This is a genomic window from Mycobacterium saskatchewanense, from assembly GCF_010729105.1.
Taxonomy (GTDB): domain Bacteria; phylum Actinomycetota; class Actinomycetes; order Mycobacteriales; family Mycobacteriaceae; genus Mycobacterium; species Mycobacterium saskatchewanense.
The window spans coordinates 4,233,747-4,260,709 of the sequence record NZ_AP022573.1; the positions used below are offsets into that span (position 1 = coordinate 4,233,747).

Genomic DNA, 26,963 nt, shown 5'->3' on the forward strand with positions numbered 1-26,963 from the left:
TCATGCCTGGCCAGTCCGCCAACTGGGTTGCCACCGCCCGCGCGCTGCGGCGCGCCGGCTTCGGCGCCACCGGGCCCGAGGTCGACGCGGCCGTCACCCGCGACTGGCCCAGCTACGTCGACGCCATGCTCGGCGCGAAGCCCGACGCGGACCCGGGAGCCGTCGCCACCCCCATGCCCGCGTTGGAAGCGCCGCCGCGGCCGGGCAAGGGCGCCACACCCGCCGCCCGCAAGCAGTACAACCAGCAGATTTCCGAGCAGCAGGACGTGCTCTCCGACTGGTGGCTGCGCCGCATGGCGGCGGTGCAACAGCCCGTGCACGAGAAGCTGACGTTGTTGTGGCACAACCACTTTGCCACCTCGGCGCAGAAAGTCCGGGTCGCCGCGCAGATGGCCGCACAGAACGGAAAGCTCCGTACCGGCGCGCTGGGCGACTTTCGCACCCTGGCCTACACGATGCTCACCGACGCCGCGATGCTGCGCTGGCTGGACGGGCAAAGCAGCACGGCCAAGGCGCCCAACGAAAACCTGGCGCGCGAGTTCATGGAGCTGTTCGCGTTGGGCCACGGCAACGGTTACACCGAAGACGACGTGCGCGCGGGCGCCCGGGCGCTCACCGGATGGGTGATCGGCGCCGACGGCGGCACCTCGCTGGTCGCCAAACGCCACGACGCCGGCGCCAAGACGCTGTTCGGGCAGACCCGCGACTTCGACGCCTCCGGATTCTGCGATTCCGTGCTGGCCCAGGCGAAGTCCCCCGAATACGTCGCGGGCCGACTCTGGCAGCAATTGGCTTCCGACGACCCGCCGTCACCGCAGGCACTTGCCCGGCTGGTCGCCGCGTACGGCCCGGGCCGTGACCTGCGGGCGCTGACCCGCGCGGTCCTCACCGACGATGAGTTCACCCACCGAGGCGGGCCCGCCCCGGCAGGCAGCGTCCAGACGCCGGTCGAATGGCTGGTCGGCGTCATCCGCGCGCTACGGGTGCCTCTGGACCAGCCTGCGCACCGCAAATTCGCCGACGCGACGCTGCGCGCGCTGGGGCAGCGTCCGTTCTACCCGCCGAGCGTCGGCGGCTGGCCCCGTGGGCCGGTGTGGCTGTCGACCGCCAGCGCGGGGGCGCGGCTGCGGGCCGCGACCCGGCTGGCGCACCTCGGCGACCTGTCCGGCATCGAGGGCACCGCCCCGCCCGACCGCATCGACGCGGTCGGCTACCTGATAGGCGTCGGCGCCTGGTCGGACCGCAGCGCACAAGCCCTGCGGTCCCTGGCGGGCACGCCACCGCTGCTGGTCGCCGCCGCCGTCAACACTCCCGAATACCTGACCTCCTGAGCGAGAATGCCCATGCCCGATATCAATCGCCGCCGCTTCCTGATCGCCAGCGCGGGCGTTGGGGCGGCCGGCCTGCTGTCGACGGCGGTCGACTGGCACGACCTGATCCGAGCCGCTCAGGACAATCCGCTGCCCGAGGGCGCCGGGGTCCTGGTGCTCGTCACGCTCTACGGCGGCAACGACGGGATCAACACCCTGATCCCTTACGCGGACAACGCCTATCACGATGCCCGCCCGGAGCTCGCGTACGCGCCGGGTGACGTCATCCGCCTCGACCAGCAGCTCGGCCTCAACCCCGCCCTCAAGGGCCTGGGCCAGCTGTGGGATGAGCGGCACCTCGCGGTGGTGCGCGGGGTTGGCTACCCGCGCCCCGACCACAGCCACTTCCGGTCCATGGACATCTGGCAGACGGCGTCACCCACCGAACCCGTATCGACGGGCTGGATCGGCCGCTGGCTCGATGCCACGGGTGACGACCCCCTTCGTGCGGTCAACGTCGGCCCCGTCCTGCCGCCCCTTGCGGTCGGCGAAAAGCACACCGCGGCAGCCCTTTCCACGGCCCGCGCGCCGGACGGCCAAGCGGCCCGGCTCGACGCCGTCATGGCGGCGCTGGGCGCCGACGACCCCGACGACACCCCGGCCATGGCCGCGGTCTGCAAGGCCTACCGCGCCGCGCGCACCGCCGACAAGGCGTTCCAGCCGGTGAAACCCGCTGCCGGTGAGCATAATTCGCTCGCCGCCCAGCTCGGCATGGTCGCCAGCGCGGTGAAGGCCCGCGTCCCGACCCGGGTGTACACCGTGCAGCTGGGCGGCTTCGACACCCATGCCGACGAGCGCGGCACCCAGCAGCGCCTGCTGCAGACGTTCGACACGGCGGTGACGCCGTTCCTACGGGATATGGCGGGTGACCGCCACGGGCGCAACGTGGTTTTGATGGCGTACTCCGAGTTCGGCCGCCGGGTTCGGGCCAACGCCTCACAGGGCACCGACCACGGCACCGCGGGCCCGGTGTTCGTCGCAGGCGCGCCCGTCAAAGGCGGCTTTTACGGCGCCGAGCCCAGCCTTACCGACCTGGACAACGGAGACCTCAAGTACACCACCGACTTTCGCGACATCTACGCCGAACTGCTCACCCACACCGTCGGGACGGACCCGACGCCGTCCGTCGGCGCTGGCCGCACCCCCCTGGGCCTCCTATGAGCCCGCCAGCAGGGCCGCGCAGTCGCGGGCGATGGCCAGCTCCTCGTACGTCGGGATGACCAGCACGGCGATCGGCGAATCGTCGCTGGAGATGCGCCGCGCCCCGCTCGCCTCGCCGAGGTTGCGCCCCTCGTCGAGCACGATGCCCAGCCCCTCGAGACCCGCCAGAGCGTCGCGACGCACCGCCGGATCGTTCTCGCCGATGCCCGCGGTGAAGGTGATGGCGTCGACGCTCCCCAGCACCGCCAGGTAGGCGCCGACGTACTTGCGCAGCCGGTGGACGAACACGTCGTACGCCAATCGCGCTGACTCGTCGCCCGATTCGATCATCGCGCGCAGCCGGCGGAAGTCGCGTTCGCCGGCCAGGCCCCAGACGCCCGACTCGTTGTTGAGCATCGACTCGATCTTGTCGACGCTCATGTTCGCGCTCCGCCAGAGGTAGCTGATGACGCCAGGGTCGATGTCGCCGCTCCGCGTGCCCATCACCAACCCCTCCAGCGGAGTCAGGCCCATCGAGGTGTCGACCGGCCGACCGCCGGCGATCGCGGAGGCCGAGGCGCCGTTGCCCAGGTGCAGGACGATCTGCCGCAGGTCGCCCGGCGGTCGGCCGAGGAACTCGGCGGCCCGCTCGCTGACGTACTCGTGCGAGGTGCCGTGAAAGCCGTAGCGGCGGATCTGCCACCGCTCGGCCAGTTCCCGGTTGATCGCGTAGGTCGCGGCGGCGGCCGGCAGGTTGTGGAAGAAGGCCGTGTCGAACACGGCGACGTGCGGGACGTCCGGCAGCAGCTTGCGCGCTACTTTGATGCCCTGCACCGCGGGCGGATTGTGCAGCGGCGCAAGCTGAGACAGCTTCTCGAGGTCGGCGATCCGGGCGTCGTCGAGCAACGTGGGGCGGTAGAAGTCCTTACCCCCGTGCACCACCCGGTGTCCGACCGCCAGGAGGCCGCACGACTGAAGGTCCACACCCGCCTCGGACAGCTGCGCGAACGCCAGGCGCAGCGCCTCCTCGTGGTCGGCGACCCGCGACGACGGCTCGCCGATCTGCTGGATGCCGCCGCCCGCCCGCGCGGTGTCGGAGTGCGGGTCGATGAGCTGGTATTTCAGCGACGACGAGCCGGAATTGATCACCAGCACCAGCGGATTGGCGGTCATGAACGCGCCGGCTTCTGCGCCTGGATCGCGGTGATGGCGATCGTGTTGACGATGTCGTCGACGAGCGCGCCGCGCGAGAGATCGTTCACCGGCCGGCGCAGTCCCTGCAGCACGGGCCCGATGGCGATCGCGCCGGCGCTGCGCTGCACCGCCTTGTAGGTGTTGTTGCCGGTGTTGAGGTCGGGGAAGATCAGCACGGTGGCGCGGCCGGCCACCGGCGAGTCCCGGAGCTTGGTGGCCGCGACGGACGGCTCGATCGCGGCGTCGTATTGGATGGGCCCTTCGACCAGCAGTTGCGGGTCGCGCTGACGCACCAATTCCGTTGCCTTCCTGACTTTGTCGACATCCGCGCCGGTGCCGGAGTCACCGGTGGAGTAGGACAACATCGCCACGCGCGGCTCGATCCCGAATTGTGCCGCGGTCCGCGCCGAGCTGATCGCGATGTCGGCGAGCTGTTCCGGCGTGGGGTTCGGGATGATCGCGCAGTCGCCGTACGCCAGCACCCGATCGGGCAGACACATCAGGAAGATGCTGGAGACGGTGGAGACGTCGGGAACGGTCTTGATGATCTCGAACGCCGGCCGAACGGTGTGCGCGGTGGTGTGCGCGGCGCCGGACACCATGCCGTCGACCATCCCGTTATATACCAGCATCGTTCCGAAATACGTTGCGTCACGCATGATCTCGCGGGCATGCTCTACGGTGACGCCCTTCGCCTTGCGCATATCGGCGTACTGCTCGGCGAACCGCTCCCGCAGCTCGCTGGCGAGCGGGTCGATGAGCGTTGCGCCCCCAAGGTCCACCCCGAGTTCGCCGCAGCGCTGCCGGATTCGGGCCTCGTCGCCCAGGATCGTCAGGTCGGCGACGCGGCGCTGCAGCACGCGGCCGGCCGACTTGAGGATGCGGTCGTCGTCCCCCTCGGGGAGAACGATGCGCTTGCGGTCCGACCGGGCCTGCAGCGTCAGCCGATGGATGAACATCTGCGGTGTGGTCACGGTGGGGATCGGAATGGCGAGCTGCGCCAACAGCTCCGAGATGTCGACGTGGCGGTCCATCAGCGCGAGCGCGGTGTCGATCTTGCGCTGCGACGTCGCGGTGACCCGGCCGCGGGCCGAGGCGGCTGCGCCGGCGGTGTCGTAGGTGCCCAGCGTGGTCGCGACGATCGGCAGCCGTAGCCGGAGGCCGGCCACCAGGGCCGCGATGGAGGGGTGCAGCTCGAAGCCCCCGTTGAGCACGAGACACGAGAGCGACGGAAAGCCCTCGGCCGCATGGGCGCTCGCGACCGCCAGCACCACATCGGAGCGATCGCCGGGGGTGATGACCGCCATGCCGTCGGCCAGCCGTTCCAGGACGTGGTCGGCGGTCATCCCGGCGACCAGTACGCCGGTGACCTCCCGCTCGCGCAGCGACGCCTCGCCGCTGACCGGCGTGCCCTGCAGCGCCTGCTCCAGTTCGGCGACCGTCGGTGCCGAGAGCAGCGGCTCCTCGGGCAACACATAGCTGCGTTGCGGAAGGCCCTTCAGCGCCTCGGCCAGCTCTTTGCGGATCGCGTCCAGCTCGCGGGGTGCGCACCGGTTGGCCACCACCGCCGCGGTGTGGGCGCGCTGGGCCGTTATCTCGGCGAGGCACACCTCGATGACGCGGGCGATCTCCTCGGGCGTGCGGCCCTTCCCGCTGACCGTGAGCAGCACCGGTGCGCCGAGGTTGACCGCGATGCGGGCGTTGACCGACAGCTCGGCCGGCCGGGCCACGTCGGTGTAGTCGCTGCCGACGATCACCACGACGTCGCAGGCGTCCGCCATCGCGTGGTAGGAGTCGACGATGCTGGTGATCGCCGCGTCACTGTCGGTGTAGAGCTGCTGGTAGGTGACGCCGAGGCATTGCTCATAGGGCAGGCCCGCGGTCGTGTGGCCCAGCAGCAGCTCCAGGATGTAGTCGCGCTCGTTCGACCGGGCGGCGCGGGTAATAGGCCGGAACACACCGACTTTGGCGACGGTCGCGGTCAGCTTGTGCAGGAGACCGAGCGCGATCGTCGACTTGCCGGTCTCCGCCTCGGGGGCGGCGATGTAGATCGCCGTCGCGGGACCGGAAGCCACTCGTGCGCCTCTCAGGCCAGCCGCCGCAGCCGCGGCGCCAGGTCCTTCTCGAAGAGCTCCAGGAACCGGCGCTGGTCGTGGCCGGGCGCGTGGAACACCAGGTGGTTGAGGCCCCAGTCGACGTAGTCCTTGACCTTCTCGACCGCCTCGTCGGGATCTGAGGCCACGATCCAGCGCTTGGCGACCTGCTCGATCGGCAGCTCGTCGGCCGCCTTCTCCATCTCCAGCGGGTCGTGAATGCTGGTCTTCTGTTCGGCGGTCAACGACAGCGGCGCCCAGAAGCGGGTGTTCTCCAGCGCCAGGTCCGGGTCGGTGTCGTAGGAGATCTTGATCTCGATCATCCGGTCGATGTCGTCGGGGTTCTTGCCCGCCGCCTCCGCGCCCTCCTTCATGGCGGGGATGAGCTTGTCCTTGTAGAGCTCCTCGCCCTTGCCGGAGGTGCAGATGAACCCGTCGCCGGCGCGGCCGGCGTACTTGGCGACCTGCGGGCCCCCGGCGGCGATGTAGATCGGGATGCCGCCCTCGGGCACGTCGTAGATCGAGGCGCCCTTGGTGTGGTAGTACTCACCCTCGAAATCCACCCGGTCGCCCAGCCACAGCTCACGCATCAGCCGCACCGCTTCACGCAGCCGCGCGTAGCGCTCCTTGAAGTCCGGCCACTCACCCTCATAACCGGTAGCGATCTCATTGAGCGACTCCCCGGTGCCCACACCCAGGAAGATCCGCCCCGGATACAGACAGCCCATCGTGGCGAACGCCTGCGCGATGACGGCCGGGTTGTAGCGGAAGGTAGGGGTCAGCACAGACGTGCCCAGCTGCAGCCTCTTGGTGCGCTCCCCGACCGCGGTGATCCACGCCAGCGAAAACGGGGCGTGGCCGCCCTCATGCCGCCATGGCTGAAAATGGTCACTGACCGTCGCGCTATCCATGCCGTGACCCTCGGCCGCCACAGCCAGCTCGACAAGCTCACGCGGTGCGAATTGTTCGGCGGACGCTTTGTATCCCAGTTTCAACTCAGCCACGAGTTATTTCTACTCCTCCGGTCGCGCTCGCGAACTTTCGGTCGCGACCCGCCACGCTCGGCTCCGCCGCGCTCGCGATCGCTCCCCTTCCGTTTCGGTCGCGACCCGCCACGCCCGGCTCCGCCGCGCTCGCGATCGCTCCTACACTCGCGGGCATGGGAGCCACCCCGACCCTCATCCAGGTCACCGACGCGGTGCACCTCGCCTTCGGCCACGCCGTCAACTGGACGCTGGTCGCCGACGACACCGGCGTGATGCTGATCGACGCCGGCTACCCCGGGGACCGCGAGGACGTGCTCGACTCGCTCCGAAAGCTGGGCTACCAGCCCGGCGACATCCGCGCCATCCTGCTGACACACGCGCACATCGACCACCTGGGCTCGGCGATCTGGTTCGCGCGCGAGCACGGCACCGAAGTGTATTGCCACGCCGACGAAGTCGGTCACGCCAAGCGGGAATATCTCGAGCAGGTGTCGCCCGTCGATGTGGCCCTTCGCATGTGGCGGCCCCGTTGGGCGGTATGGACCGTGCATGTCGCGCGAAGCGGCGGCCTGATCCGCGACGGCATCCCGACCGCGCGGCCGCTGACCGCCGAGGTCGCCGCCGGCCTCCCCGGCCGCCCGATGGCCGTGCCCACGCCGGGTCACACCGGTGGGCACTGCTCTTACGTGGTCGACGGCGTGCTGGTCAGCGGCGACGCGCTGATCACCGGCCATCCGCTGCTGCGCCGCAGCGGCCCCCAGCTGCTGCCCGCGATATTCAGCCACAGCCAGCAGGACTGCCTGCGCAGCCTGCATGCTCTGGCGCTACTGGACACCGAGGTCCTGTTGCCCGGCCACGGGGACGTGTGGCACGGCCCGATACGCGAGGCGACGGAGGCGGCCGGCGCGCTGGCCGGCCGCGCATGACGCGGGCGCGCGTCGGCGGGCCGGCAGCGCCGAGCGTGGGCCCTGTGCAGGCGAACCGCTCGGAATTCGTACGTAGGCCACACGTTCGGCGGCAGGTCCCCGACAGCGGCCCGCGCGAAGGGCCACGCCTGTGACCGTTGCCAAGTCAATCGTGCTGTTCGCCCTTGCGGCGGTCCTCGAGATCGGCGGGGCATGGCTGGTCTGGCAGGGTGTCCGCGGACACCGCGGCTGGGTGTGGGCGGGGCCGGGGGTCGTCGCGCTCGGCGCCTACGGCTTCGTCGCCACCCTGCAGCCCGACGCGCATTTCGGGCGAATCCTGGCCGCCTACGGTGGTGTGTTCGTCGCGGGCTCGCTGCTGTGGGGGGTGGCCTTCGACGGTTTCCGGCCGGATCGCTGGGACGTCCTCGGTGCCGCGATCTGCCTGCTCGGGGTGGCGCTGATCATGTACGCCCCGCGCGGTCACTGAGCCCCTGGCGCCAGCCACTTTTCGAACGCGATCGGCCGGAACGGCCCCCAGTCCGGGATCGGATCGGCGGGCACGCGGGTGTATCCGGTCGCGTCGTAGAGCGCCTCGGCCTCGGGTTGACGGTTGCCCGTGATCAAGTACAGCCTTCGGTACCCGCGCTCCGCGGCCTCGGCCTCCAGTGCGGCGAGCAGTTCCCGGGCATACCCGCGGCGGCGATGCCCACGGTCGGTCCAGATCCGCTTGAGTTCTGCGGTTTCGGCGTCATAGCGCCGGAACGCGCCGCCCGTGACGGGCACGCCGGCCGCGACGCCGATCAACAGCCCACCGTCGGGCGGCGCCAATTCCGTCCTCGGCACCGGCAGCCACGCCAGGTGTGCGCTCGGGGTGCCGCCGTATCGCTCCGCGTACTCGACGGCCAACTCGGCCAGCAACGGCTGCGCCAGCGGGTCGTCGTGGGTGGCCGACACGAACCGGAGCCGGTCAGTTTGGGTCACGTAACGATCTAACGCGCCCGGTGCCGGCGCATTCCGGCAGGGGCGGCGACGCCGACTCCCCGGCGGCCATCCGCCGGTGCAGCCGCGCCAGCGGTCGCGGCGCCCACCAATTCAGCGCGCCGAAGAGATGCATGAATGCCGGCACCAGCAGCACCCGCACCAGCGTGGCGTCCGCCAGCACAGCGACGGTCAGGCCCACCCCGAACATCCGCATGAACGACACCCCGGCGGAGAGTAGGGCGGCGAACGAGATCGACATCAGCAACGCCGCCGCGGTGATCACCCGGCCCGTGCGCGCCAGGCCCAGTGCGATGCTCTCGTCGTTGTCGCCCCCCGTCGCGGCGTCCAGCCAGTATTCGCGGATCCGGGCGAGCAGGAAGACCTCGTAGTCCATCGACAGCCCGAACGCGATACAGAACATCAGCACCGGAATGTTGATGACCAGAGTGCCGTTGGGCGTGGTGCCCAGCGCCCCGAGATGCCCGTCCTGGAAGATCCACACCAGCGCACCGAACGCCGCCGTCAGCGACAACACGTTGAGCAGCACCGCCTTGATCGGCAGGATCGCGCTGCCGGTGAGGGAAAACAACAGCACCAGTGTGACCGTCACGATGCAGCCGAAGACCAGGGGCAGGCGGGACCTGATCCCATTGATGCAGTCGAGATTCGTCTGAGCCAACCCGGTCATCAGGACCCGCTGGCCGCCCGGCGCCGGGATCGCGTGCAGGCGGGTCAACTGAACCTCGGACGCCCGGGAGTACGGCGGCGCGGTGCTGTCCACGGTGAGATAAGCGCTCCCGTCGGCCATTCCGGTGGGCGCCGACGGCGGACCCAGGCGTTGCCCCGCGACGAGGTTTCCGGTCGGCGAGGACACCGCCGAAACCTCGGGGATTCGTGACAACCGCGCCGCGTAGTCGTCGAGGTCCGCTGCCGCCATTTCGCCGACGCGGGGGACGACGATCGTGACCCTGGTCGGGGAATCCTTCGCGAACTCGGAGCGGATCCGCTCGCTGACCGCTCGCGCCGACGCCGATGCGGGCAGTACCCGGTCGTCCGGGTTGCCCCACCTGACGCCGAGGAACGGCGCCCCCAGCACCAGCAGCAGGCCGACGACGGCCAGGCTCGTCGGGATGGCGTGGCGCATGGCCAGCGTCGCGATGCGGTACCAGAAGGTGTGCTCGGCGCCGGGCGGCCGCGTGGGACGGCGGCCGAGGCGCCGCACGTTCAGCGCGTCGAGCCGGTCGCCCAGCATCACGATCATGGCCGGTGCCAGCACCACGGCCGCCAGCGCGGCAAAACCCACCACCGCCACACCGGCGTAGGCGAAGGACCTCAGGAAGGGCATCGGGAACAACACCAGCCCGGACAGCGACAACGCGACCGTCAGCGCCGAAAACAGCACGGTGCGTCCGGCTTTCGTCATCGTGGTCACGAGGGCCGCTGCACCGCGCCGTCCGCTGCTCACTTCCTCGCGATAGCGGTTGATGATCAGCAGCGTGTAGTCGATCGCCAGCGCCAATCCCAACGCGGCGGCCACATTCAGCGCGAAGACGGACACGTCGGTGACAAACGACAGCGCGCGCAACAAGGCGAGGGAAACCAGGATCGCGAACCCGCCGACGGCCATGGGCACCGCCGCGGCGAGCAGCCCGCCGAAAACCCACACCAGCGCAACGAAACTCACGGGTACCGCGATCGCTTCCATTCGCACCAGGTCTTTTTCGGTCTGGTGGTTGATCTCCGCATAGAGCATGGCCGCGCCGCCCGCCCGCACGGTGACGCCATCGCGATCCCGTGCGAGCCGGTCGGCCAGTGCCTGGGCGTACCTGGGGGCGTTGTTCTCGCCGCCAATGAGCGCGGCGACGATCATGGCCGACTTGTGGTCGGCACTCAGCAGACCCGGATCGGGCTGCGGGGAGTCCCACGGGGACGCCACGAGCGCCACGGACGGCGACTGGCGCAGTTCTCGAACGATGCCGACGCCCACGGAGCGTGCCGCCACCTCGCCGTCGCCCCCGTTGTCCGCGCTCACCAGGAGCACCAGGTCCAGGCCGCCCTGATGGAACTTGTCCGCGAGAATAGCGGCGGCGTGAGCGGATTCGGAGGTCGGATCCAGGAAACCGCCCGCCGAGAGGCTGTGGACGGCGGGAAGGCCGAACACGGCGGCGCCGCACATGACGACGATCGCGGCGGCGACGACCCGCCTCGGCGAGGCCAGCGCCATCCGAGCCAACGCAGCCAGCATGTGCCGTCCTCCGGGGTGGTGGCGCGCAGAATTTCAGTAAGTTAAACATTAACTTATTGAAGTTGTTTTGCGCTACACCTTCACCGCGGTGAGATAACGGGGGACGACCGCCAGCTCGTCGGGGCCGCCCCGCCACAACTCGGGTAGGCCCATCTCGGTGAGCAGATCGACGACGTTCCGCTCGGCGGTCTGCCAGCCGTGGGATGCGAGATGGTCGGGGACGTAACGGTATTCGCCGGGGTAGGTCAGGCTGGCCAGGTCGACGTCCAGCCCCCGGCGGCGCCAGCCGTCGACGAAGGCCCGCCCCGCGTCCAGCTGCCCGGGGGTCCAGGTGGGCATGTGGTCGGCGGCGAATCGACTGCCGGGGGAGCTCGACTCGCTGACCGCACGCACCAGCCGATTCTGAGCGTCCGGGGGCAGGTAACCCACCAGCAGCTGTTCGGCGACCCACGCCGTGGGTTGTGCGGCGTCGAACCCGACCCGCCGCAGCGCCGCCGGCCAATCCCCGCGAAGGTCGATGCCCACCGCGCACCGGTTCGCCGTCAGCGTCGCCCCCAACCGCCGGAGCGATTCCGACTTGAAATCCAGCACCTGGGGCCGGTCGATCTCGTACACCGTCGTCCCTGGCGGCCACCACAACCGGTACGGCCGGGTGTCCAGGCCGGATGCCAGGATCACCACCTGGCGAATGCCCGCCCTCGCGGCGTCGGCCAGGAAGCCGTCCAGGTAGCGGGTGTGCGCCGCCAAGATGTCCAGGAGCCCGGCCGTCACCGGGTTGGCCGGATCGCCCGCTTCGAACCGCTCGTTGTCGATGAGCCGGGCGAAGTACCGCAGCCCGACGGCGCGAACCAGCGGCTCGGCGAACGGATCGTCCAGCAATCCCCGGTCAGTGGCCACGGCCCTGGCCGTCGCCCCGAAGGTGGCGGTAACCCCTACCCCGCTTGCGGGATCCCAGCTGTCGCCGTCCGCCCGTGCCATCGCTCGTCAGGAATCGGCGCGGCGGCGGAGGGCGAGCCCGGCGAGCGCCCGCCAGCCCAGCAGCAACACCGCGGTCACCGAGGCCGCGACGACCACGAAACTGGCCGCCACGCCCGCCGAAGTGGCCTTGCGCAGCAGCATGCCGATCACCACCGTGCACAGCCAGACCACGACACCGGTGGGTACCACGGCGGTGGGCCGGCGCCAGGCCCGAGACGCGAGCCATCCCACGGCGGTCCCGGACAGGAACGGCCACGCCGTGGCCGCGATGCCCAACACGCTGAGCCCCTCGGCGTGGCTGCGGCGGCCGACGGCACAGAACACCAGCACGCAGACGACGTCCACGCCCAGCCACGCCGGCCTCGGGTGCCTCAGCATGCAGCGAGAGTACCGGCCGGGTCGGGCGGTTGACCCCGGCGCCGCGGTGAACCTAGATTCGTCAGGAATGAACGATCATTCACAGGGCAGGGTCGCCGTGGTGACCGGAGCGGGATCGGGGATCGGCAGGGCGATCGCGCTGGCGCTCGCCGCCCGGGGCGACCGGGTGATAGCCGCCGACCTCGACGAAGCCGCCGCCGCGGCCACCGCCAGGCAGCGACCCGAACTCATCACCGCTTCGCCGGTGGATGTGGCCGATCCGGCCCAGGTGGACTCCCTGCGGGACCGAACGCACACCGACGTCGGCGTGCCCAACGTCGTCGTCAACGCGGCGGGCTGGGACCGGACCGATCAATTCCTCAATGCCACACCGGAATTCGCGGCCAAGGTGGTGGCCATCAACTACCTGGGGCCGGTGCACGTGTGCAGCGCGTTCCTGCCCGGAATGATCGAGTCGGGCCCGGGCGGTCGGGTGGTCAACCTCGCCAGCGACGCGGGCCGGGTGGGCAGCGCGGGCGAGTCCATCTACGCCGGCGCCAAGGGCGGGGTGATCGCGCTGACCAAGTCGCTGGCCCGCGAGATGGCCCGCCACCAGATCACGGTGAACTGCGTGTGCCCCGGCCCGACCGACACGCCGCTGTTCCACGCGCAGCCCGAGAAGCTGAAGGAGGCGCTGGTCAAGGCCATCCCATTTCGCCGCCTGGCCCGGCCCGAGGAGGTCGCCGCCCCGGTGCTGTTCTTCGCCTCCGACGCCGCGTCGTTCATCACCGGCCAGGTGATCAGCGTGAGCGGCGGCCTGACGATGGCTGGTTGATGGCAGGCTGGCAGTCATGAGCACCGACGCACCCCCCGCCTTCGACCGCAACGACCCCCTGGGCCTCGACGCGTCGCTCTCGGACGACGAGCGCGCGGTGCGGGACACCGTTCGCCAGTTCTGCGCCGAGCACGTCACCCCGTACGTCGCGGAGTGGTTCGAGATCGGCGACCTGCCCGTTCGCGAGCTCGCCAAACAGTTCGGTCAGCTGGGCCTGCTCGGCATGCACCTGCACGGCTATGGCTGCGGCGGCGCCTCGGCGGTGCACTACGGCCTGGCCTGCACCGAGCTGGAGGCGGCCGATTCCGGTATCCGGTCCATGGTGTCGGTGCAGGGATCGCTGGCGATGTTCGCCATCTGGAGGTTCGGCTCCGAGGAGCAGAAGCAGCGGTGGCTGCCCGGCATGGCCGCGGGCGAGCTGCTCGGGTGTTTCGGGCTGACCGAACCCGACGTCGGGTCCGATCCCGCCGCGATGAAAACCCGGGCCCGGCGCGACGGTTCGGACTGGCTGATCACGGGCCGCAAGATGTGGATCACCAACGGATCGGTTGCCGACGTCGCGATCGTGTGGGCCGCCACCGACGAGGGCGTCCGCGGCTTCGTCGTGCCCACCGACGCGACGGGGTTCACCGCCAACACCATCCACCACAAGCTGTCCCTGCGGGCCTCGATCACCAGCGAGCTGGTGCTCGACGACGTGCGCTTGCCCGCCGACGCGATGCTGCCGGAGGCCAACGGCCTCCGGGGGCCACTGTCCTGTCTGTCGGAGGCGCGCTACGGCATCATCTGGGGCTCGATGGGCGCGGCGCGGTCGGCCTGGCAGGCCGCGCTCGACTACGCCACGCAACGCACCCAATTCGGCCGCCCGATCGCCGGATTCCAGCTGACCCAGGCCAAGCTGGTGGACATGGCGGTCGAGCTGCACAAGGGGCAGCTGCTGTCGCTGCACCTCGGTCGCCTCAAGGACGGCCCGGGCCTGCGGCCCGAACAGGTGAGCTTCGGCAAGCTCAACAACACCCGCGAGGCGCTCGAGATCTGCCGCACCGCCCGAACGATCCTGGGCGGCAACGGGATATCGCTGGAATACCCGGTGATCCGACACATGGTCAACCTGGAATCCGTGCTGACCTACGAAGGCACTCCCGAGATGCACCAGCTCGTCCTCGGCCAGGCGTTCACCGGCAGCGACGCCTTCCGCTGACACGAGGAGTCGAAAGTGGCCGCGCGACTGGAATACACCGACGAACATCACCAGTTCCGGGAGCTGGTGCGCGATTTCGTACGGCAGACGGTGGCACCCAACCACGAGGGCTGGGAGCGCCGCGGGCAGTGGGACCGCTCGCTGTTCGTTGAGGCGGGAAAGCTTGGGCTGCTTGGCTTTTCGGTACCCGAACACCTCGGCGGCCCCGGGGTCACCGACTTCCGCTACAACGCCATCGTCATCGACGAGCTGCAGCGTGCCGGGGCGGCCGCCGAATCGATCGCCTTCACGCTGCAAAACGACATCGTCCTGCCCTACCTCACCGACCTGGCCACGCCCGCACAGCAGCGACGCTGGCTGCCCGGGGTCCTCACCGGCGAGACGGTGCTCGGCATCGCGATGACCGAACCCGGCGCCGGCAGCGACCTGGCCGGCATCCGCTCGTCGGCGGTCCGGGACGGCGACCACTACGTCGTCAACGGCGCCAAGACCTTCATCTCCAACGGGCAGAGCGGCGACCTGTTCGTGATCGCGGTCCGGACCTCGCCGGACCGGCACAAGGGCTTGTCTCTGCTGGTCGTCGACGCCGACACCCCGGGATTCGAGCGCGGCCGCAACCTGGAGAAGATCGGGCTGCACGCCCAGGACACCAGCGAGCTGACCTTCACCGACCTGCGGGTCCCGGTCGACAACCTGCTCGGCCAGGAGGGCGAGGGGTTCTATCAGCTGGTCGGGAACCTGCCGCAGGAGCGGCTCGCGCTGGCCGTGGGCGCGGTGGCCGCCGCGGAGGGCGTGCTGGCCCAGACGCTCGATTACGTCAAGCAGCGCAAGGCGTTCGGCACGCCGATCGCCGGCTTCCAGCACAGCCAGTTCGTGCTCGCCGAGCTGGCGACCGAGCTCGACATCGCGCGAACGTATCTGGACGACTGCCTGGCCCAGCACCTCGACGGCGAGCTGACCGCCGCGCGGGCCGCCCGGCTGAAGTGGTGGACCACCGACCTGCAGGTGCGCACCGCCGACCGCTGCCTGCAGCTGCACGGCGGGTACGGCTACATGCGCGAGTACAGCGTGTCGCGCGCCTTCGTCGACGCCCGAATCCAGACGATCTACGGCGGCACCAACGAGATCATGAAGACGATCATCGCCAAGGATCTGGGCATCTGATGGCGCCCGAAGCCCACGGCGCCCTTCCGGTCGAGGAGGCGGTGCGCGCGGCGCGGGCCGGCTTGCGGCGCCGCCAGGTCCTGGATGCCGCCGTGAAGGTCATGGGCCGCAACGGCTTTCACCAGATGTCGATGCAGGACCTGGCGCGCGAGGCGCACGTCAGCGTCGGCCTGCTCTACAGGTACTTCGGCGGCAAGGAAGACCTGCTGCTGGCAACGATCGTGCGGATCCTCGACGCCTTCCGCGATCAGCTGGCGCCCGTCATCGACGCCGCCGGCGCCGACGTCGCCGACCGCCTGGCCGCGGGCATCCGGCGCTACATCGAGATCGTCGACGAGAACCTCGACGGGGTGGTGCTCACCTACCGGGAGAGCCGGACCCTCGGGCCGTCCGGCCGCGCCCGGATCAAGGAGCTGGAGATCGACACCGCCGCGCCCCTGCGCGCGGTGATCGAGGCCGGCGTCGCCGGCGGCGTGTTCCGTGACGTCGACGTCGACGTCACGGTGTTCGACATCGTGCTGCTCGCCCACGGGTGGGCGCTCAAGCACTGGCACTTCGGTCCGGCCTACACCGTCGACGAATACGTCGCGCTGCAGACACGCCACGTGCTGAACTCGCTGGTTGCCGACGGCCACCGCGCCCGGTATGCATACCTGCTGGGAGGTGGTCAATGAGATCCGTTGCGTATGGCGCCGCCGTACTCGTCGCCGTGGCCGTCCTGGCGACGCCGGCCGCGGGCGCGGACCCCGTGACGCTGCCCCCGATAACGACGGGCGGCGGCGGACCGATCATCGGCGGCGGCAACAACGCCGGGATCGCCCAGCAGCTGACCGGCCTGGGCAAACCGGACGTGCAAGAGGTGGACGGGTCGGACGCCGCGCAATTCATCACGGCCGCCGCTTCGGTGGCTAACCCCCAGCTCGCCGCGCCGTTCGGGCTGCTCAAGCGGGCGCTGGCCTGCCAGACCAACAACGCCGGGTTCGGGGCGCGCGCCTACCGCCGCAACGACGGGCAGTGGGGCGGCGCGATGCTGGTGGCCGCCAAGAGCGCCACACCGAACGTCGACGCCCTGGCCGGCTGCGCCCGGACCAACTGGCGCCGGCCCAGCGCGGGCTCGGACACGGCGATGTGCAACAGCGGCTGGACCACCCCGAACTCGCTGTCCAGCCGCGGGGGCGGCGAGGCCTATTACATTCTGCTCGCCGGCACGGCCGACGACTTCTGCACCGCGCTCAACGGCAAGTACAAGACCAACGCCGGCACCTGGCCGTTCTAAAGCGGTCGCGCCTCGGCGGGCGAACCCGCGACGTTCCCGCGTCGCAGTCGTACGGTGTTAGATGCGCCGCCGGGAACTGCGAGACGCAGAAAGGGACGAGTATGTCGCGCCATCGCGTGGTCATCATCGGAAGCGGGTTCGGGGGGCTGAACGCGGCCAAGTCGCTCAAACGGGCGGACGTCGACGTCACCCTCATCTCGAGGACCACGACCCACCTGTTCCAGCCGTTGCTCTACCAGGTGGCCACCGGGATCCTGTCCGAGGGCGACATCGCGCCGACCACCCGGTTGATCCTGCGCCGGCAGAAGAACGTGCGGGTGCTGTGGGGCGAGGTCAGCGAGATCGACCTGACGGCCAAGACCGTCACCTCGCACCTGATGGGCATGGAGACGGTGGCGCCCTTCGACAGCTTGATCGTGGCCGCCGGCGCGCAGCAGTCCTACTTCGGCCACGACGAGTACGCCGCCTTCGCGCCCGGCATGAAGAGCGTCGACGACGCCCTGGAGCTGCGGGCCCGCATCCTCGGCGCGTTCGAGGCCGCGGAGGTCGCCACCGACCCGGACGAGCGGCACCGCCGCCTGACGTTCGTGGTGGTGGGCGCCGGGCCGACCGGTGTCGAGCTGGCCGGCGAGATCGTCCAGCTGGCCGAGCGGACACTGGCCGGGGCCTTCCGGACGATCACCCCCAGCGAATGCCGCGTCATCCTGCTCGACGCGGCGCCCGCCGTGTTGCCGCCGATGGGCGAGAACCTGGGCCTCAAGGCGAAACGTCGGCTGGAGAAGATGGACGTCGAGATCCAGCTCAACGCCATGGTCACCGCGGTGGACTACATGGGCATCACCGTCAAGGACTCCGACGGCAGCGAGCGCCGCATCGAATGCGCGTGCAAGGTCTGGGCCGCCGGCGTGCAGGCCAGCGGCTTGGGCAAGATGGTCGCCGACCAGTCCGACGGAACCCAGACCGACCGCGCCGGGCGGGTGATCGTCGAGCCCGACCTCACCGTCAAGGGCCACCCGTACGTGTTCGTCGTCGGCGACCTGATGTCGGTGCCCGGCGTGCCGGGGATGGCCCAGGGCGCGATCCAGGGCGCGCACTATGCCACCACGCAGATCAAGAACGCGGTGAAGGGCCACGACGACCCGGCCGCCCGCAAGCCGTTCAAGTACTTCGACAAGGGCAGCATGGCCCTCATCTCGAGGTACAGCGCCGTGGCCAAGGTCGGCAAGCTGGAGTTCGGCGGCTTCATCGCCTGGATGGCGTGGCTGCTGCTGCACCTGTACTACCTGATCGGCCACCGCAACCGCATCGCGGCCATGTTCGCCTGGGGCATCTCGTTCTTGGGCCGCACTCGCGGTCAGATGGCCATCACCAGTCAGATGATGTACGCCCGGCCGGTCGTGGACTGGGTCGAGCGGCAGGCGCAGGAGGGCACGCTGGCGGCGGCCGAACGCATCGAAGCGGCCGAGAAGCAGGCCGGCTAGCTCCCCGACTAGCCCAAGGCCTGGTCGATGTCCGCGATCAGGTCGTCGGTGCCCTCGAGGCCGACCGAGATGCGAATCACGTTGTCGCCGAGCCCGATCGCCGCACGCCCCTCCGGACCCATCGCCCGGTGCGTGGTGGTCGCCGGGTGCGTGACGAGCGATTTGGCGTCGCCGAGGTTGTTGGAGATGTCGATCAGGCGCAGCTTGTCCAGCACCTCGAAAGCCCGCTGCTTCGCCTTGTCATCGGAGCAGTCGAGCCCGAAGGTGATGACCGTTCCGCCCCCCGACATCTGCCGCTTGGCCAGATCGTACTGCGGGTGCGACGGCAGATACGGGTAGCGCACCCATCCGACCGCCGGGTGGCCCTCCAGGAATTCGGCGATCCGGTGCGCCGAGGCGTTGCAGTGGTCGACCCGGACCGCCAGCGTCTCAAGGCCTTTCAGCAACACCCAGGCGTTGAACGCGCTCAGCGCCGGACCGGTGTGCCGCATCAGCTTCTGCACCGGGCCGTCGATGTACTCCTTGTCGCCGAGGATCGCGCCGCCGAGCACCCGGCCCTGCCCGTCGATGTGCTTGGTGCCCGAGTACACCACCACGTCGACCCCGAGCGGGAGGCCGCGCTGCAGCAGTGGCGTGGCGAAGACGTTGTCCAGCACCACCTTCGCGCCGGCCGCGTGCGACATCTCGGTGACCGCGGCGATGTCGACCAACGACTGCATCGGGTTCGACGGCGTCTCGAAGAACACCGCCTGAGTCGGCTTCGACAGCGCCTCCTCCCACTGCGTCAGGTCGTCGCCGTCGACGAAGACGGTCTCCACCCCCCAGCGCGGCAGGATCTCGTTGCACACCACGAAGCAGGACCCGAACAGGCTGCGCGCGGCCACCAGCCGGTCGCCAGCGGCCAGCAGCGCGCCCAGCGAGGTGAAGACCGCCGCCATGCCGCTCGCGGTGGCGAACGCCGCCGGCGCGCCCTCGATGAGGCGCAGGCGTTCCTCGAACATCGTCACAGTCGGATTGCCGTAGCGCGAGTAGACGTATCGATCCAGCTCGCCGGTGAACGCTCGCTCCGCCGTCGCCGCCGATTCGTACACGTACCCCGAGGTCAGGAACATCGCCTCGGCGGTCTCTTCGAACGCCGAGCGCAACAGCCCGCCGCGCACCCCGATGGTGGCCTGGCTGACGCCGTCGGGCAGCGCCCTGGGGGTCCGGACCGAGCGGTCCGTCATCCCTGCCTCCACGGCAAACCGATTGCACGCCAGCCTGTTTCACCGCGGTGGCCGTGTGCGTCGAGATGGCCCTCAAAGCCGTCGAGCACGTTGTAGGCCGGGGTGATGCCGAGCTGGGTAGCGACCTCGGCGGCGCCGATGGACCGGTTGCCGGAGCGACACAGGAAGATCACCGGCCGCTCCGCGTCCTGCGCGGCGGGCGGCACCCGGTCCTTCAGTTCGTCGGCGAACCGCTCGTTGTGCGCCCCGTTGCCGGTGTTCCACTCGATGAACACGACGTCGCGGCCGAGGCTGGACAGATCGGGCACCCCCACGAACCGCCACTCGGCGTCGGTGCGGACGTCGACCAGCACCGCGTTCGGGTTGTCGCTGAGTAGCTTCCACGCCTCGAGCGGCGTGATGTCTCCCGCATAGCTCATCCGCGAGAGTCTGGCACATTCAGCGCGGTCGCGACTTGTCGGGCGCGATCCCGCGCGGCGCCCACCTCCGGCGCGGTGGCCAGCGCCACGCCCAGCTTGCCGGACGACGGGCCGAACAGGCGCAGGTCGCTTTCCGGCACGCCCAGGGCGCCGCCGAGCGCCGCCGCGGTCGGCGCCCCGCCACCGGGCGACGCGACGATCGCGCGGGCCGCTCCGGGCGAGATCATCATCGTGTCCACCGGCAGCCCCAGGATGGCGCGGGCCTGCAGTTCGAACGCCGACAGCCGCTGGCTGCGCACGGTCACCCAGGCGCTTCCCCGCGGGCGCGCGCTGACGTCGGCGAAATACACCTCGTCGCCGTTGATCATCAGCTCGACGCCGAAGACCCCGCGGCCACCCAGCGCCTTGACGATCCGGGCGGCGATCGAGCGGGCCGAGTCCATCGCGGCCGCGCTCATCGGCTGCGGTTGCCACGATTCCGGGGCGTCCCCGTCGTCGTGGCCGATCGGCGAACAGAAGTCGATCACCGGGCCGTGCGGGCCCTCGGTGCGCACCAGCAGCAGGGTAACGGAGGACTCCACCTCCACCACCGTCTCGGCCAGCACCCGGCGCGCCCCCGCCCGCTGCCACGCCGGGGCGATGTCCCCGGGACCCGAGACCACCGACCGCCCCCGGCCTGCCGCCGGCCGGACCAGCAGGGGGTAGCCGGCGTGGCTGCCGACCGCCTCCAGTTCGTCGGCCGACCCGACGAACCAGAACGGCGCGGTCGGCAGGCCCAATTCGTCGGCGGCCAACCGGCGCAGGCTTTCCCGGTCGGCGGTGAGTCGCACGCTGCGGGCGCCCGGCACCAGTTCCGCGGGCCCGGCGCCCAGCCGTTCCAGGGCGTCGACGGCCACCGCGCGGGTGGTCGTCACGACGAAGTCGGGCCGCACCCGCTGGACCGCGCGGGTCAGCTCGTCGCCGTCGGTCAGCGGGACGACCAGGGCCTCGTCGGCCACCCCGTGCGCGGGGGCGTCGGCGCGCGCGTCGGCGGCGATCACCGTCGCGCCGAGGCGCCGCAGCGCGATCGCCAGCTCCCGGCTGAGCTCGCCGGAACCGAGCAGCATCACGCGCGGCCCGCGGGCCGCGGGCGGCGGTTGGTTGCCGGGCTGTCCTTGGTTGGGGCCGTCAGTCACGAGGTCAAGGATAGGTCGGCGCCCGGGCGGGTCAGGGCTGGCCGGGCAGCAGCCGCACCATCAGGCCGTGCCCCTCGGCCAGCAGGGTGTCCTGGGCGTCGACGAGTTCCGCGGCGACGAACGCCTTGCGGCCCTCGGTCCGGGTCACGCGCCCCCGCACCGACAGCGGCACGTCGATAGGGGTGACCTTGCGGTAGTCGACGTGCAGGAACGCCGTTCGGCTGATCGGCCGGCCGGCGGCGTGCGAGATCATGCCGAACATGTGGTCGAACAGCAGCGGCAGGACGCCGCCGTGCACCGCGTGATTGCCCCCGACGTGAAACCGGCTGAACCGACCGGTCATCTCCACCCCGTCGGGCGCGTACCGCGTCAGCGTCCATGGCGGCAGCAGCAGGCTGCCCATACCAGGCAGATCGGGGGTCCGCCCGGCCGGCGCCTTGCCCTCCTCGGCCTCGAACGGGCCGAGCAGCTCGACGAGCTCCCCGACCCGGTCGGCCGCGTCGTCCCACACGTCGTCACCCGGGTCGGCGGACACCGCGAGGTCCTGCAGCCGGCGCATGGCCGTCACGAACCGCCCGAAGCCCGGGCCGGGGCAGGCCGGGCCGTATTCGGGGAATCCGCCGTGGCGCTCGTAGTCGGGGTCGAGTTCCTTGGGGTCGGAGTCCGTCACGGGCGGGCCGCCAGGATGTCGCGGCGGACGATCGTCTGATCGCGCCCGGGACCCACCCCGATGCACGAGAAGTGCGCCCCGGCGAGCTCTTCCAGCCGCAGCACGTAGTCACGCGCCTTGGCCGGCAGGTCGTCGAACTCGCGCGCGGCCGAGATGTCCTCCCACCAGCCGGGCAGCTCCTCGTAGACGGGCTCGGCCCGGGACAGGTCGCTCTGGGTCATCGGCATGTCGTTGGTGCGCTGACCGTCGATGCGGTAACCCACGCAGATCGGGACCGTCTCCAGGCTGGACAGCACGTCGAGTTTGGTCAGGAAGTAGTCGGTGATGCCGTTGACGCGGGTGGCGTAGCGGGCGATGACGGCGTCGAACCAGCCGCAGCGCCGCCGCCGCCCCGTGGTGACGCCGAACTCGCCGCCGGTCTTGGACAGGTACTCGCCGTTCTCGTCGAAGAGCTCGGTGGGGAACGGGCCGGAGCCCACCCGGGTGGTGTATGCCTTGAGGATCCCGAGGACGGTGGTGATGCGGGTGGGGCCGATACCCGACCCGACGGCCGCGCCGCCGGCCGTCGGATTCGACGAGGTCACGTAGGGGTACGTGCCGTGGTCGACGTCGAGCAGGGTGCCCTGGGAGCCCTCGAGGAGGACCGTCTCGCCCGACTCGAGGGCGGAGTTGAGCAGCAGCCGGGTGTCGCGGATGCGGTGCCGGAAGCCCTCCGCCTGCTCGAGGAGGGCGTCGACGACCTGGTGGGGGTCGAGCGCCTTGCGGTTGTAGATCTTGACCAGGATCTGGTTCTTCAGTTCCAGGGCGGCCTCGACCTTGTGGGTCAGCTGCTCGGGGTCGAGCACGTCGGCGACCCGGATGCCCATGCGGGCGATCTTGTCCTGGTAGCAGGGGCCGATGCCGCGGCCCGTGGTGCCGATCTTCTTGCTGCCCATGTAGCGCTCGGTGACCTTGTCGATGGCCACGTGATAGGGCAGCAGCAGGTGCGCATCGGCCGAGATCAGCAGCTTGGTGGTGTCCACGCCGCGGTCCTCGAGGCCCTTGAGCTCGTCCAGCAGCACCCCCGGGTCGATCACCACGCCGTTGCCGATCACGTTGGTGACGCCGCGGGTCAGCACCCCGGACGGGATGAGGTGCAGCGCGAAGTTCTCGCCCGTGGGCAGGACGACGGTGTGGCCGGCGTTGTTGCCGCCCTGATAGCGCACCACCCACTGCACCCGGCCGCCGAGCAAGTCAGTGGCCTTACCTTTGCCCTCGTCGCCCCACTGGGCGCCGATGAGGACGATTGCCGGCATGACGTACTCCCGCCTAATCCCACCTGTTAAAGCCTGCTTATTGTGGTCCAGCCGGTGACCCACCATAGCTTGGCGACGATGCGGGCCGCCGCGGCCCGCTGTGGGGGTCCCTCCCGCTTGCGGGGGAGAGCCGGGCAATTCAGCTTAGGCCAGCAGGTTGCGAGGAACGATGAATACCGGCGCGAACGGGCGCCGAGGCGCCGACGGCGTGGCGGTGGTGGTCTTCGGCGACCGCCGGTTGCCGAGACCGCTGCGGGGCCTGCGCGTCGAGCGGGCGGACATCGATGCCGCGATCGGCCCGTATCGGCGGCTGGTGGTGGTGGGCGGCGACGCCGACCTGGCCGCCGTGCTGACCCGCCTGCTGCGCGCCGACCGGCTCGACATCGAGGTGGGCTTCGCGCCGCCGCGGCGCACCCGCGCCACCCGGATCTATCGGCTGCCCGCCGGCCACCGCGCGGCGCGGCGGGCCCTGCGCGGCGCCGCCCGCCGGGCGACCCTGGTGCGTGACGAGACCGGCTCGGTGATCGTGGGCCGCGCCCGCTGGGTGCCCGCCGGCGACGAGCGCCTGCACGGCGAGGCCGTCGTCGACGACGCGGTGCTGTTCGACGGCGACGTGGCCGCGGTGTCCATCGAGCCGACGTGGGCCATGCCGGGCCTGCGGGCGCGCGTTTCCGGAGCGCGGCGCCGGTGGGTCGCCGGCCGCGCCGCCCAGCTCGGCAGCACCGGCGTCGCCGTCGTGCGCGACGGGGTAGCCGCGCCGCGCCCGGCCCGCCGCTCGACGTTCTACCGCAACGTCGAAGGCTGGCTGCTGGTCCGATAGTTTCGACCGGTGAACCAGCCCACCCGGCGCGACTCGGTGCGCCCCAGCCCCGTCTTCCTCGCCCTGGTGGCCACCGCGGCGCTCGGCGCCGCTCTGGCCTGGCTCGCCGGCTCGAGCGTGCGGCCGTTGTCGTACGTCGGCGTGTTCGTCTTCGTGATCGCGGGCTGGATGGTGTCGCTGTGCCTGCACGAATTCGGCCACGCCGTTACCGCCTGGCGGTTCGGCGACCACGACGCCGCCGTCCGCGGCTACCTGACCCTGGACCCGCGGCGCTACAGCCACCCGGCGCTCTCGCTCGTCCTGCCGATGGTGATCATCGCGCTGGGCGGGATCGGCCTGCCCGGCGCCGCGGTGTACCTGCGGACCTGGTTCATGCCGCCCGCGCGCCGCACCCTGGTCAGCCTCGCGGGCCCGGCGGCAAACCTGGTGCTGGCGGTGTTGCTGCTGGCGGCGACGCGGCTGTTCTACGACCCGAATCACGCCGTGCTGTGGTCCGGCGTGGCGTTCCTGGGGTTCCTGCAACTCACCGCGCTGCTGCTGAACCTGCTGCCCATCCCCGGCCTGGACGGGTACGACGCCCTGGAGCCGCACCTGAGCCCCGAGACGCAGCGCGCCGTGGCCCCGGCCAAGCAGTGGGGCTTCTTCCTCCTGCTCTTCCTGCTGTTTGCGGCCAACCAGTGGTTCTTCGAGCTCGTGCTGTGGCTCTTCCACTTCTCCGGCGTGCCGCCCGTGCTCGTGTCCTGGGGCAATCAGCTGACCCGGTTCTGGAGCCGCTGGATCTGAAGCCTTGCCATATATGCGTGCCCGCGCATATATTTCACGCCATGGGCGCCGGCCACAACCACACCCCCGCCGAGACCGACGCGTCGCGGATGATTCCCCGGATGATCGCGGCCGCCGCGATCCTGGCGGGCTTCTTCGTCGTCGAGCTCACCACGTCGCTGCTGATCAACTCGATCGCGCTGCTGGCCGACGCCGGCCACATGCTGACCGACGTGGTGGCCGTGTTCATGGGTCTCGCCGCCGTCAGCCTGGCGCGGCGCGGCAGTTCCTCGCCCGCGCGCACCTACGGCTGGCATCGCGCCGAGGTGTTCACGGCCGTCGCCAACGCCGGACTGCTCGTCGGGGTCTCGCTGTTCATCCTCTGGGAGGCGGTCCAGCGGCTCAGGGAGACCCCGACCATCCCGGGTGTGCCGATGATCGTGGTCGCGCTGGCCGGCCTGGCCGCCAACCTCGTCGTGGCGCTGCTGCTGCGCTCCCACTCGTCGCAGAGCCTGGCGGTCAAGGGTGCCTACATGGAAGTGGTCGCCGACAGCGTCGGCAGCCTGGGCGTGCTGATCGCCGGGGTGGTCACGGTGACCACGCGCTGGCCGTACGCCGACGTGGTGGTCGCCGTGCTGGTCGCCCTCTGGGTGCTGCCGCGGGCCATCTCGCTGGCCCGCGACGCGCTGCGCATCCTTTCGGAGTCCTCGCCGGCCCACATCGACGTCGACGAGCTGCGCTCGGCGCTGGGCGCCGTCGACGGGGTGACCGAGGTGCACGACCTGCACGTGTGGACACTGTCCCCCGGCAAGGACATGTGCACCGCGCACCTGACCAGTTCCGGGGACTCGGCCCGGGTACTGCACGACGCCCGCGCGGTGCTGTCCGCGCGCGGCCTCGACCACGCCACCGTTCAGATCGAGAGCCCCGGCGGCGCCGACTGTTCTGAGACCTTCTAGAGGCCCAGCGCCTTGCGCGCCCCCGGGTCGCAATCGTCGAGCAGGTCAAGGCAGCGCAGGTACTCGTCGGTCTCGCCGATCGCGTCGGCCGCCCGCGCCAGCGCCGCCACGCACCGCAGGAAGCCCCGGTTGGCTTCGTGGGCGTACGGCACCGGGCCGAAGCCCTTCCAGCCGTTGCGCCGCAGCTGGTCCAGGCCGCGGTGGTAGCCGGTGCGGGCGTACGCGTAGGCGGCGACGGCTTGGTCCTCCGCCAAAGCCTCCTCGGCCAGCGCCGCCCAGGCCACCGACGCCGACGGATGCGCGCCGGCGACGATGGTCGGGTTCTCGCCGGCGAGCAGTTCCGCCTCGGCGTCGGGATCGCCCGGCAGCAGAATCGGATCGGGTCCTAGGAGGTCTCCCATCGGCGTCATGGTTCCCATTGTGCAGCCGCGCCGTGCGAGCCGCGGCCATCACCCCAACAGGGGCCGTGGGTCGCTAAGCTGCCATCCATGCCGAATGCACCCGAGCCCGATCGCGGCGCCATGCCGAAGCGGCCTGGGTTCGACCCACGCGAGGCGCGGGGCGCGACCGGCGGCGACCCGCCAGGGGACCCCGGCAGCGACGCAACCGAGGGCTACCCGCTGATCCCGAATGACGCCGAGACCGAGACCGTGGTGATCAACAGACGCGACCCGGGCGGCGACCCCGAGGCACAGGGCGACGGCCAGCAGCCCGAACGGCGCTTCACCGCACCGGGATTCGACGCGCGGGAGACCGCGGTCATCGCGACCGGCTCCGAGCCCGCCACCGAGGTCTTCGCGCCGCAGCCCGGGGCGGACCCCACCGCGCAGCTCGGCGTTCCACCGAAAGCCGCTGTGCCGCAATCGATTCCACCACGCCTCGGCGCGAGGCTGCAGACTTCCCGGCAATTCAACTGGGGCTGGGTGCTGGCCATCGTGGTGATCGTGCTGGCGTTGGTGGCGATCGCGGTCCTGGGCACTGTGCTGCTGCTGCGCAGTAAGCACACGCAGGTGTCGCAGGAGGACCAGGTGCGGCACACCATCTCGCAGTACGACATCGCCGTCCAGCGCGGCGACCTGATCGCGCTGCGCGCCATGACCTGCGGCACCGCCCGCGACGGGTACGTCGACTACGACGAACACGGCTGGGACGAGACCTATCGCCGGGTGTCGGCCGCCAAGCAGTACCCGGTGATCGCCAGCATCGACCAGGTCGTCGTCAACGGCCAGCATGCCGAGGCGAACGTGACCACCTTCATGGCGTACGACCCGCAGGTCCGCTCCACCCGCAGCCTGGATCTGCAGTACCGCGATGACCAGTGGAAGATCTGCCAGTCTCCCAGCGGTTAGGCGTTCGGGGGTTCGGGCTCGTCGGTAGGGGCTCACATCTCGCGAGATATAAACCATTGCGACGCCGACCGGCGTGTCATGT

Annotated in this window: 27 protein-coding genes; 14 read left to right on the forward strand and 13 right to left on the reverse strand. The window is 70.6% G+C overall.

Annotated features, from left to right (window positions below):
• Positions 1 to 2 precede the first annotated feature (2 nt).
• Both G6N56_RS19945 and G6N56_RS19950 read left to right on the forward strand, forming a co-directional pair.
• On the forward strand, positions 3 to 1,331 hold the full coding sequence (locus G6N56_RS19945) for a DUF1800 domain-containing protein (protein ID WP_085257883.1): 1,329 nt from the start codon (positions 3 to 5) through the stop codon (positions 1,329 to 1,331).
• A 12-nt stretch (positions 1,332 to 1,343) separates the two neighbouring features.
• Positions 1,344 to 2,531, forward strand: a complete 1,188-nt coding sequence (locus G6N56_RS19950) for a DUF1501 domain-containing protein (RefSeq protein ID WP_085257905.1) — start codon at positions 1,344 to 1,346, stop codon at positions 2,529 to 2,531.
• Here G6N56_RS19950 and G6N56_RS19955 read toward each other — a convergent pair.
• The 3 genes from G6N56_RS19955 to fgd are packed head-to-tail and all read right to left on the reverse strand — an operon-like array spanning position 2,526 to position 6,801.
• On the reverse strand, positions 2,526 to 3,683 hold the full coding sequence (locus G6N56_RS19955) for an acetate kinase (protein WP_085257882.1): 1,158 nt from the start codon (positions 3,681 to 3,683) through the stop codon (positions 2,526 to 2,528). The genes G6N56_RS19950 and G6N56_RS19955 overlap by 6 nt on opposite strands.
• The gene (gene pta, locus G6N56_RS19960; protein ID WP_085257881.1) at positions 3,680 to 5,779 is read right to left on the reverse strand and encodes a phosphate acetyltransferase; all 2,100 of its coding nucleotides are present in this window, start codon (positions 5,777 to 5,779) and stop codon (positions 3,680 to 3,682) included. Before pta ends, G6N56_RS19955 begins: the two co-directional genes overlap by 4 nt.
• An 11-nt stretch (positions 5,780 to 5,790) precedes the next feature.
• Entirely contained in the window at positions 5,791 to 6,801 is a 1,011-nt protein-coding gene (gene fgd, locus G6N56_RS19965) for a glucose-6-phosphate dehydrogenase (coenzyme-F420) (protein ID WP_085257880.1), read from the reverse strand.
• A gap of 155 nt (positions 6,802 to 6,956) precedes the next feature.
• Between fgd and G6N56_RS19970 the strand changes: the two genes are divergently transcribed.
• Together G6N56_RS19970 and G6N56_RS19975 are read left to right on the forward strand one after the other, a co-directional pair.
• Positions 6,957 to 7,709 (forward strand): MBL fold metallo-hydrolase, encoded by a 753-nt coding sequence (locus G6N56_RS19970; RefSeq protein ID WP_085257879.1) that lies wholly within the window; start codon positions 6,957 to 6,959, stop codon positions 7,707 to 7,709.
• Positions 7,710 to 7,839: 130 nt separating this feature from the next.
• Entirely contained in the window at positions 7,840 to 8,175 is a 336-nt protein-coding gene (locus tag G6N56_RS19975; protein ID WP_085257878.1) for a YnfA family protein, read from the forward strand.
• Here the strand turns inward: G6N56_RS19975 and G6N56_RS19980 are convergent.
• From G6N56_RS19980 to G6N56_RS19995, 4 genes are all read right to left on the reverse strand, one after another.
• Entirely contained in the window at positions 8,169 to 8,669 is a 501-nt protein-coding gene (locus G6N56_RS19980; protein WP_085257877.1) for a GNAT family N-acetyltransferase, read from the reverse strand. The two genes, G6N56_RS19975 and G6N56_RS19980, sit on opposite strands and share 7 nt — an antisense overlap.
• Positions 8,656 to 10,914: an MMPL family transporter gene (locus G6N56_RS19985; protein ID WP_085257876.1), complete on the reverse strand. Its 2,259-nt coding sequence runs from the start codon at positions 10,912 to 10,914 to the stop codon at positions 8,656 to 8,658. The genes G6N56_RS19980 and G6N56_RS19985 overlap by 14 nt, the downstream gene beginning before the upstream one ends.
• A gap of 72 nt (positions 10,915 to 10,986) precedes the next feature.
• Entirely contained in the window at positions 10,987 to 11,892 is a 906-nt protein-coding gene (locus tag G6N56_RS19990) for a class I SAM-dependent methyltransferase (RefSeq protein WP_085257875.1), read from the reverse strand.
• A 6-nt stretch (positions 11,893 to 11,898) separates the two neighbouring features.
• Positions 11,899 to 12,270: a DUF3054 domain-containing protein gene (locus G6N56_RS19995; protein WP_085257874.1), complete on the reverse strand. Its 372-nt coding sequence runs from the start codon at positions 12,268 to 12,270 to the stop codon at positions 11,899 to 11,901.
• Positions 12,271 to 12,337: 67 nt separating this feature from the next.
• Between G6N56_RS19995 and G6N56_RS20000 the strand changes: the two genes are divergently transcribed.
• From G6N56_RS20000 to G6N56_RS20025, 6 genes are all read left to right on the forward strand, one after another.
• A complete protein-coding gene (locus G6N56_RS20000) occupies positions 12,338 to 13,084 on the forward strand; it encodes an SDR family NAD(P)-dependent oxidoreductase (RefSeq protein WP_085257873.1) in 747 nt (248 codons plus the stop codon).
• A 16-nt stretch (positions 13,085 to 13,100) separates the two neighbouring features.
• Complete coding sequence (locus G6N56_RS20005) at positions 13,101 to 14,285, forward strand: acyl-CoA dehydrogenase (protein ID WP_085257872.1); 1,185 nt, start codon at positions 13,101 to 13,103, stop codon at positions 14,283 to 14,285.
• A gap of 15 nt (positions 14,286 to 14,300) precedes the next feature.
• Positions 14,301 to 15,449 (forward strand): acyl-CoA dehydrogenase family protein, encoded by a 1,149-nt coding sequence (locus tag G6N56_RS20010; protein WP_085257871.1) that lies wholly within the window; start codon positions 14,301 to 14,303, stop codon positions 15,447 to 15,449.
• Positions 15,449 to 16,123 (forward strand): TetR/AcrR family transcriptional regulator, encoded by a 675-nt coding sequence (locus G6N56_RS20015; RefSeq protein WP_085257870.1) that lies wholly within the window; start codon positions 15,449 to 15,451, stop codon positions 16,121 to 16,123. Before G6N56_RS20010 ends, G6N56_RS20015 begins: the two co-directional genes overlap by 1 nt.
• On the forward strand, positions 16,120 to 16,725 hold the full coding sequence (locus G6N56_RS20020) for a hypothetical protein (protein ID WP_085257869.1): 606 nt from the start codon (positions 16,120 to 16,122) through the stop codon (positions 16,723 to 16,725). Before G6N56_RS20015 ends, G6N56_RS20020 begins: the two co-directional genes overlap by 4 nt.
• Positions 16,726 to 16,826: 101 nt before the next feature.
• The gene (locus G6N56_RS20025; protein ID WP_085257868.1) at positions 16,827 to 18,206 is read left to right on the forward strand and encodes an NAD(P)/FAD-dependent oxidoreductase; all 1,380 of its coding nucleotides are present in this window, start codon (positions 16,827 to 16,829) and stop codon (positions 18,204 to 18,206) included.
• Between the two features lie 8 nt (positions 18,207 to 18,214).
• Here the strand turns inward: G6N56_RS20025 and G6N56_RS20030 are convergent, their stop codons facing one another.
• From G6N56_RS20030 to G6N56_RS20050, 5 genes are read right to left on the reverse strand one after another with little or no spacing between them, the layout of a single operon-like run.
• Positions 18,215 to 19,432 (reverse strand): O-succinylhomoserine sulfhydrylase, encoded by a 1,218-nt coding sequence (locus tag G6N56_RS20030; protein WP_085257867.1) that lies wholly within the window; start codon positions 19,430 to 19,432, stop codon positions 18,215 to 18,217.
• On the reverse strand, positions 19,429 to 19,851 hold the full coding sequence (locus G6N56_RS20035; protein WP_085257866.1) for a rhodanese-like domain-containing protein: 423 nt from the start codon (positions 19,849 to 19,851) through the stop codon (positions 19,429 to 19,431). The genes G6N56_RS20030 and G6N56_RS20035 overlap by 4 nt, the downstream gene beginning before the upstream one ends.
• Complete coding sequence (gene purT, locus G6N56_RS20040) at positions 19,848 to 21,038, reverse strand: formate-dependent phosphoribosylglycinamide formyltransferase (protein WP_232069367.1); 1,191 nt, start codon at positions 21,036 to 21,038, stop codon at positions 19,848 to 19,850. Before purT ends, G6N56_RS20035 begins: the two co-directional genes overlap by 4 nt.
• A 19-nt stretch (positions 21,039 to 21,057) precedes the next feature.
• Positions 21,058 to 21,696, reverse strand: a complete 639-nt coding sequence (locus G6N56_RS20045; RefSeq protein WP_085257865.1) for a PaaI family thioesterase — start codon at positions 21,694 to 21,696, stop codon at positions 21,058 to 21,060.
• Positions 21,693 to 22,991, reverse strand: coding sequence for an adenylosuccinate synthase (locus G6N56_RS20050; protein WP_085257864.1), 1,299 nt, complete (start codon positions 22,989 to 22,991; stop codon positions 21,693 to 21,695). Before G6N56_RS20050 ends, G6N56_RS20045 begins: the two co-directional genes overlap by 4 nt.
• A 169-nt stretch (positions 22,992 to 23,160) precedes the next feature.
• Here G6N56_RS20050 and G6N56_RS20055 point away from each other — a divergent pair, with 169 nt between their 5' ends.
• The 3 genes from G6N56_RS20055 to G6N56_RS20065 are packed head-to-tail and all read left to right on the forward strand — an operon-like array spanning position 23,161 to position 25,532.
• Positions 23,161 to 23,811: a peptidase M50 gene (locus tag G6N56_RS20055; protein ID WP_085257863.1), complete on the forward strand. Its 651-nt coding sequence runs from the start codon at positions 23,161 to 23,163 to the stop codon at positions 23,809 to 23,811.
• A gap of 9 nt (positions 23,812 to 23,820) precedes the next feature.
• Positions 23,821 to 24,594, forward strand: coding sequence for a site-2 protease family protein (locus tag G6N56_RS20060; protein WP_085257862.1), 774 nt, complete (start codon positions 23,821 to 23,823; stop codon positions 24,592 to 24,594).
• 41 nt (positions 24,595 to 24,635) lie between these two features.
• Positions 24,636 to 25,532 (forward strand): cation diffusion facilitator family transporter, encoded by an 897-nt coding sequence (locus tag G6N56_RS20065; protein ID WP_085257861.1) that lies wholly within the window; start codon positions 24,636 to 24,638, stop codon positions 25,530 to 25,532.
• Here G6N56_RS20065 and G6N56_RS20070 read toward each other — a convergent pair.
• Positions 25,529 to 25,942 carry a DUF3151 domain-containing protein gene (locus G6N56_RS20070; protein ID WP_085257903.1) on the reverse strand — a complete coding sequence of 138 codons (414 nt, stop codon included), beginning with the start codon at positions 25,940 to 25,942 and terminating at the stop codon, positions 25,529 to 25,531. The two genes, G6N56_RS20065 and G6N56_RS20070, sit on opposite strands and share 4 nt — an antisense overlap.
• Positions 25,943 to 26,020: 78 nt before the next feature.
• On the opposite strand from G6N56_RS20070, the gene G6N56_RS20075 reads away from it, so the two are divergent.
• Positions 26,021 to 26,881 carry an Rv0361 family membrane protein gene (locus G6N56_RS20075; protein ID WP_085257860.1) on the forward strand — a complete coding sequence of 287 codons (861 nt, stop codon included), beginning with the start codon at positions 26,021 to 26,023 and terminating at the stop codon, positions 26,879 to 26,881.
• Positions 26,882 to 26,963: the final 82 nt, after the last annotated feature.

Coding starts and splice junctions, on each gene's coding strand:
- G6N56_RS20050 (WP_085257864.1), bottom strand. CDS start 22,991: ATGCCGGCAATCGTCCTCATCGGCGCCCAGTGGGGCGACGAGGGCAAA.
- G6N56_RS20015 (WP_085257870.1), top strand. CDS start 15,449: ATGGCGCCCGAAGCCCACGGCGCCCTTCCGGTCGAGGAGGCGGTGCGC.
- G6N56_RS19945 (WP_085257883.1), top strand. CDS start 3: ATGCCTGGCCAGTCCGCCAACTGGGTTGCCACCGCCCGCGCGCTGCGG.
- G6N56_RS19990 (WP_085257875.1), bottom strand. CDS start 11,892: ATGGCACGGGCGGACGGCGACAGCTGGGATCCCGCAAGCGGGGTAGGG.
- G6N56_RS19955 (WP_085257882.1), bottom strand. CDS start 3,683: ATGACCGCCAATCCGCTGGTGCTGGTGATCAATTCCGGCTCGTCGTCG.
- G6N56_RS19995 (WP_085257874.1), bottom strand. CDS start 12,270: ATGCTGAGGCACCCGAGGCCGGCGTGGCTGGGCGTGGACGTCGTCTGC.
- G6N56_RS20055 (WP_085257863.1), top strand. CDS start 23,161: ATGAATACCGGCGCGAACGGGCGCCGAGGCGCCGACGGCGTGGCGGTG.
- G6N56_RS19970 (WP_085257879.1), top strand. CDS start 6,957: ATGGGAGCCACCCCGACCCTCATCCAGGTCACCGACGCGGTGCACCTC.
- G6N56_RS20020 (WP_085257869.1), top strand. CDS start 16,120: ATGAGATCCGTTGCGTATGGCGCCGCCGTACTCGTCGCCGTGGCCGTC.
- G6N56_RS20025 (WP_085257868.1), top strand. CDS start 16,827: ATGTCGCGCCATCGCGTGGTCATCATCGGAAGCGGGTTCGGGGGGCTG.
- G6N56_RS20030 (WP_085257867.1), bottom strand. CDS start 19,432: ATGACGGACCGCTCGGTCCGGACCCCCAGGGCGCTGCCCGACGGCGTC.
- G6N56_RS20005 (WP_085257872.1), top strand. CDS start 13,101: ATGAGCACCGACGCACCCCCCGCCTTCGACCGCAACGACCCCCTGGGC.
- G6N56_RS20075 (WP_085257860.1), top strand. CDS start 26,021: ATGCCGAATGCACCCGAGCCCGATCGCGGCGCCATGCCGAAGCGGCCT.
- G6N56_RS20065 (WP_085257861.1), top strand. CDS start 24,636: ATGGGCGCCGGCCACAACCACACCCCCGCCGAGACCGACGCGTCGCGG.
- G6N56_RS20070 (WP_085257903.1), bottom strand. CDS start 25,942: ATGACGCCGATGGGAGACCTCCTAGGACCCGATCCGATTCTGCTGCCG.
- G6N56_RS20035 (WP_085257866.1), bottom strand. CDS start 19,851: ATGAGCTATGCGGGAGACATCACGCCGCTCGAGGCGTGGAAGCTACTC.
- G6N56_RS19985 (WP_085257876.1), bottom strand. CDS start 10,914: ATGCTGGCTGCGTTGGCTCGGATGGCGCTGGCCTCGCCGAGGCGGGTC.
- G6N56_RS19950 (WP_085257905.1), top strand. CDS start 1,344: ATGCCCGATATCAATCGCCGCCGCTTCCTGATCGCCAGCGCGGGCGTT.
- G6N56_RS20000 (WP_085257873.1), top strand. CDS start 12,338: ATGAACGATCATTCACAGGGCAGGGTCGCCGTGGTGACCGGAGCGGGA.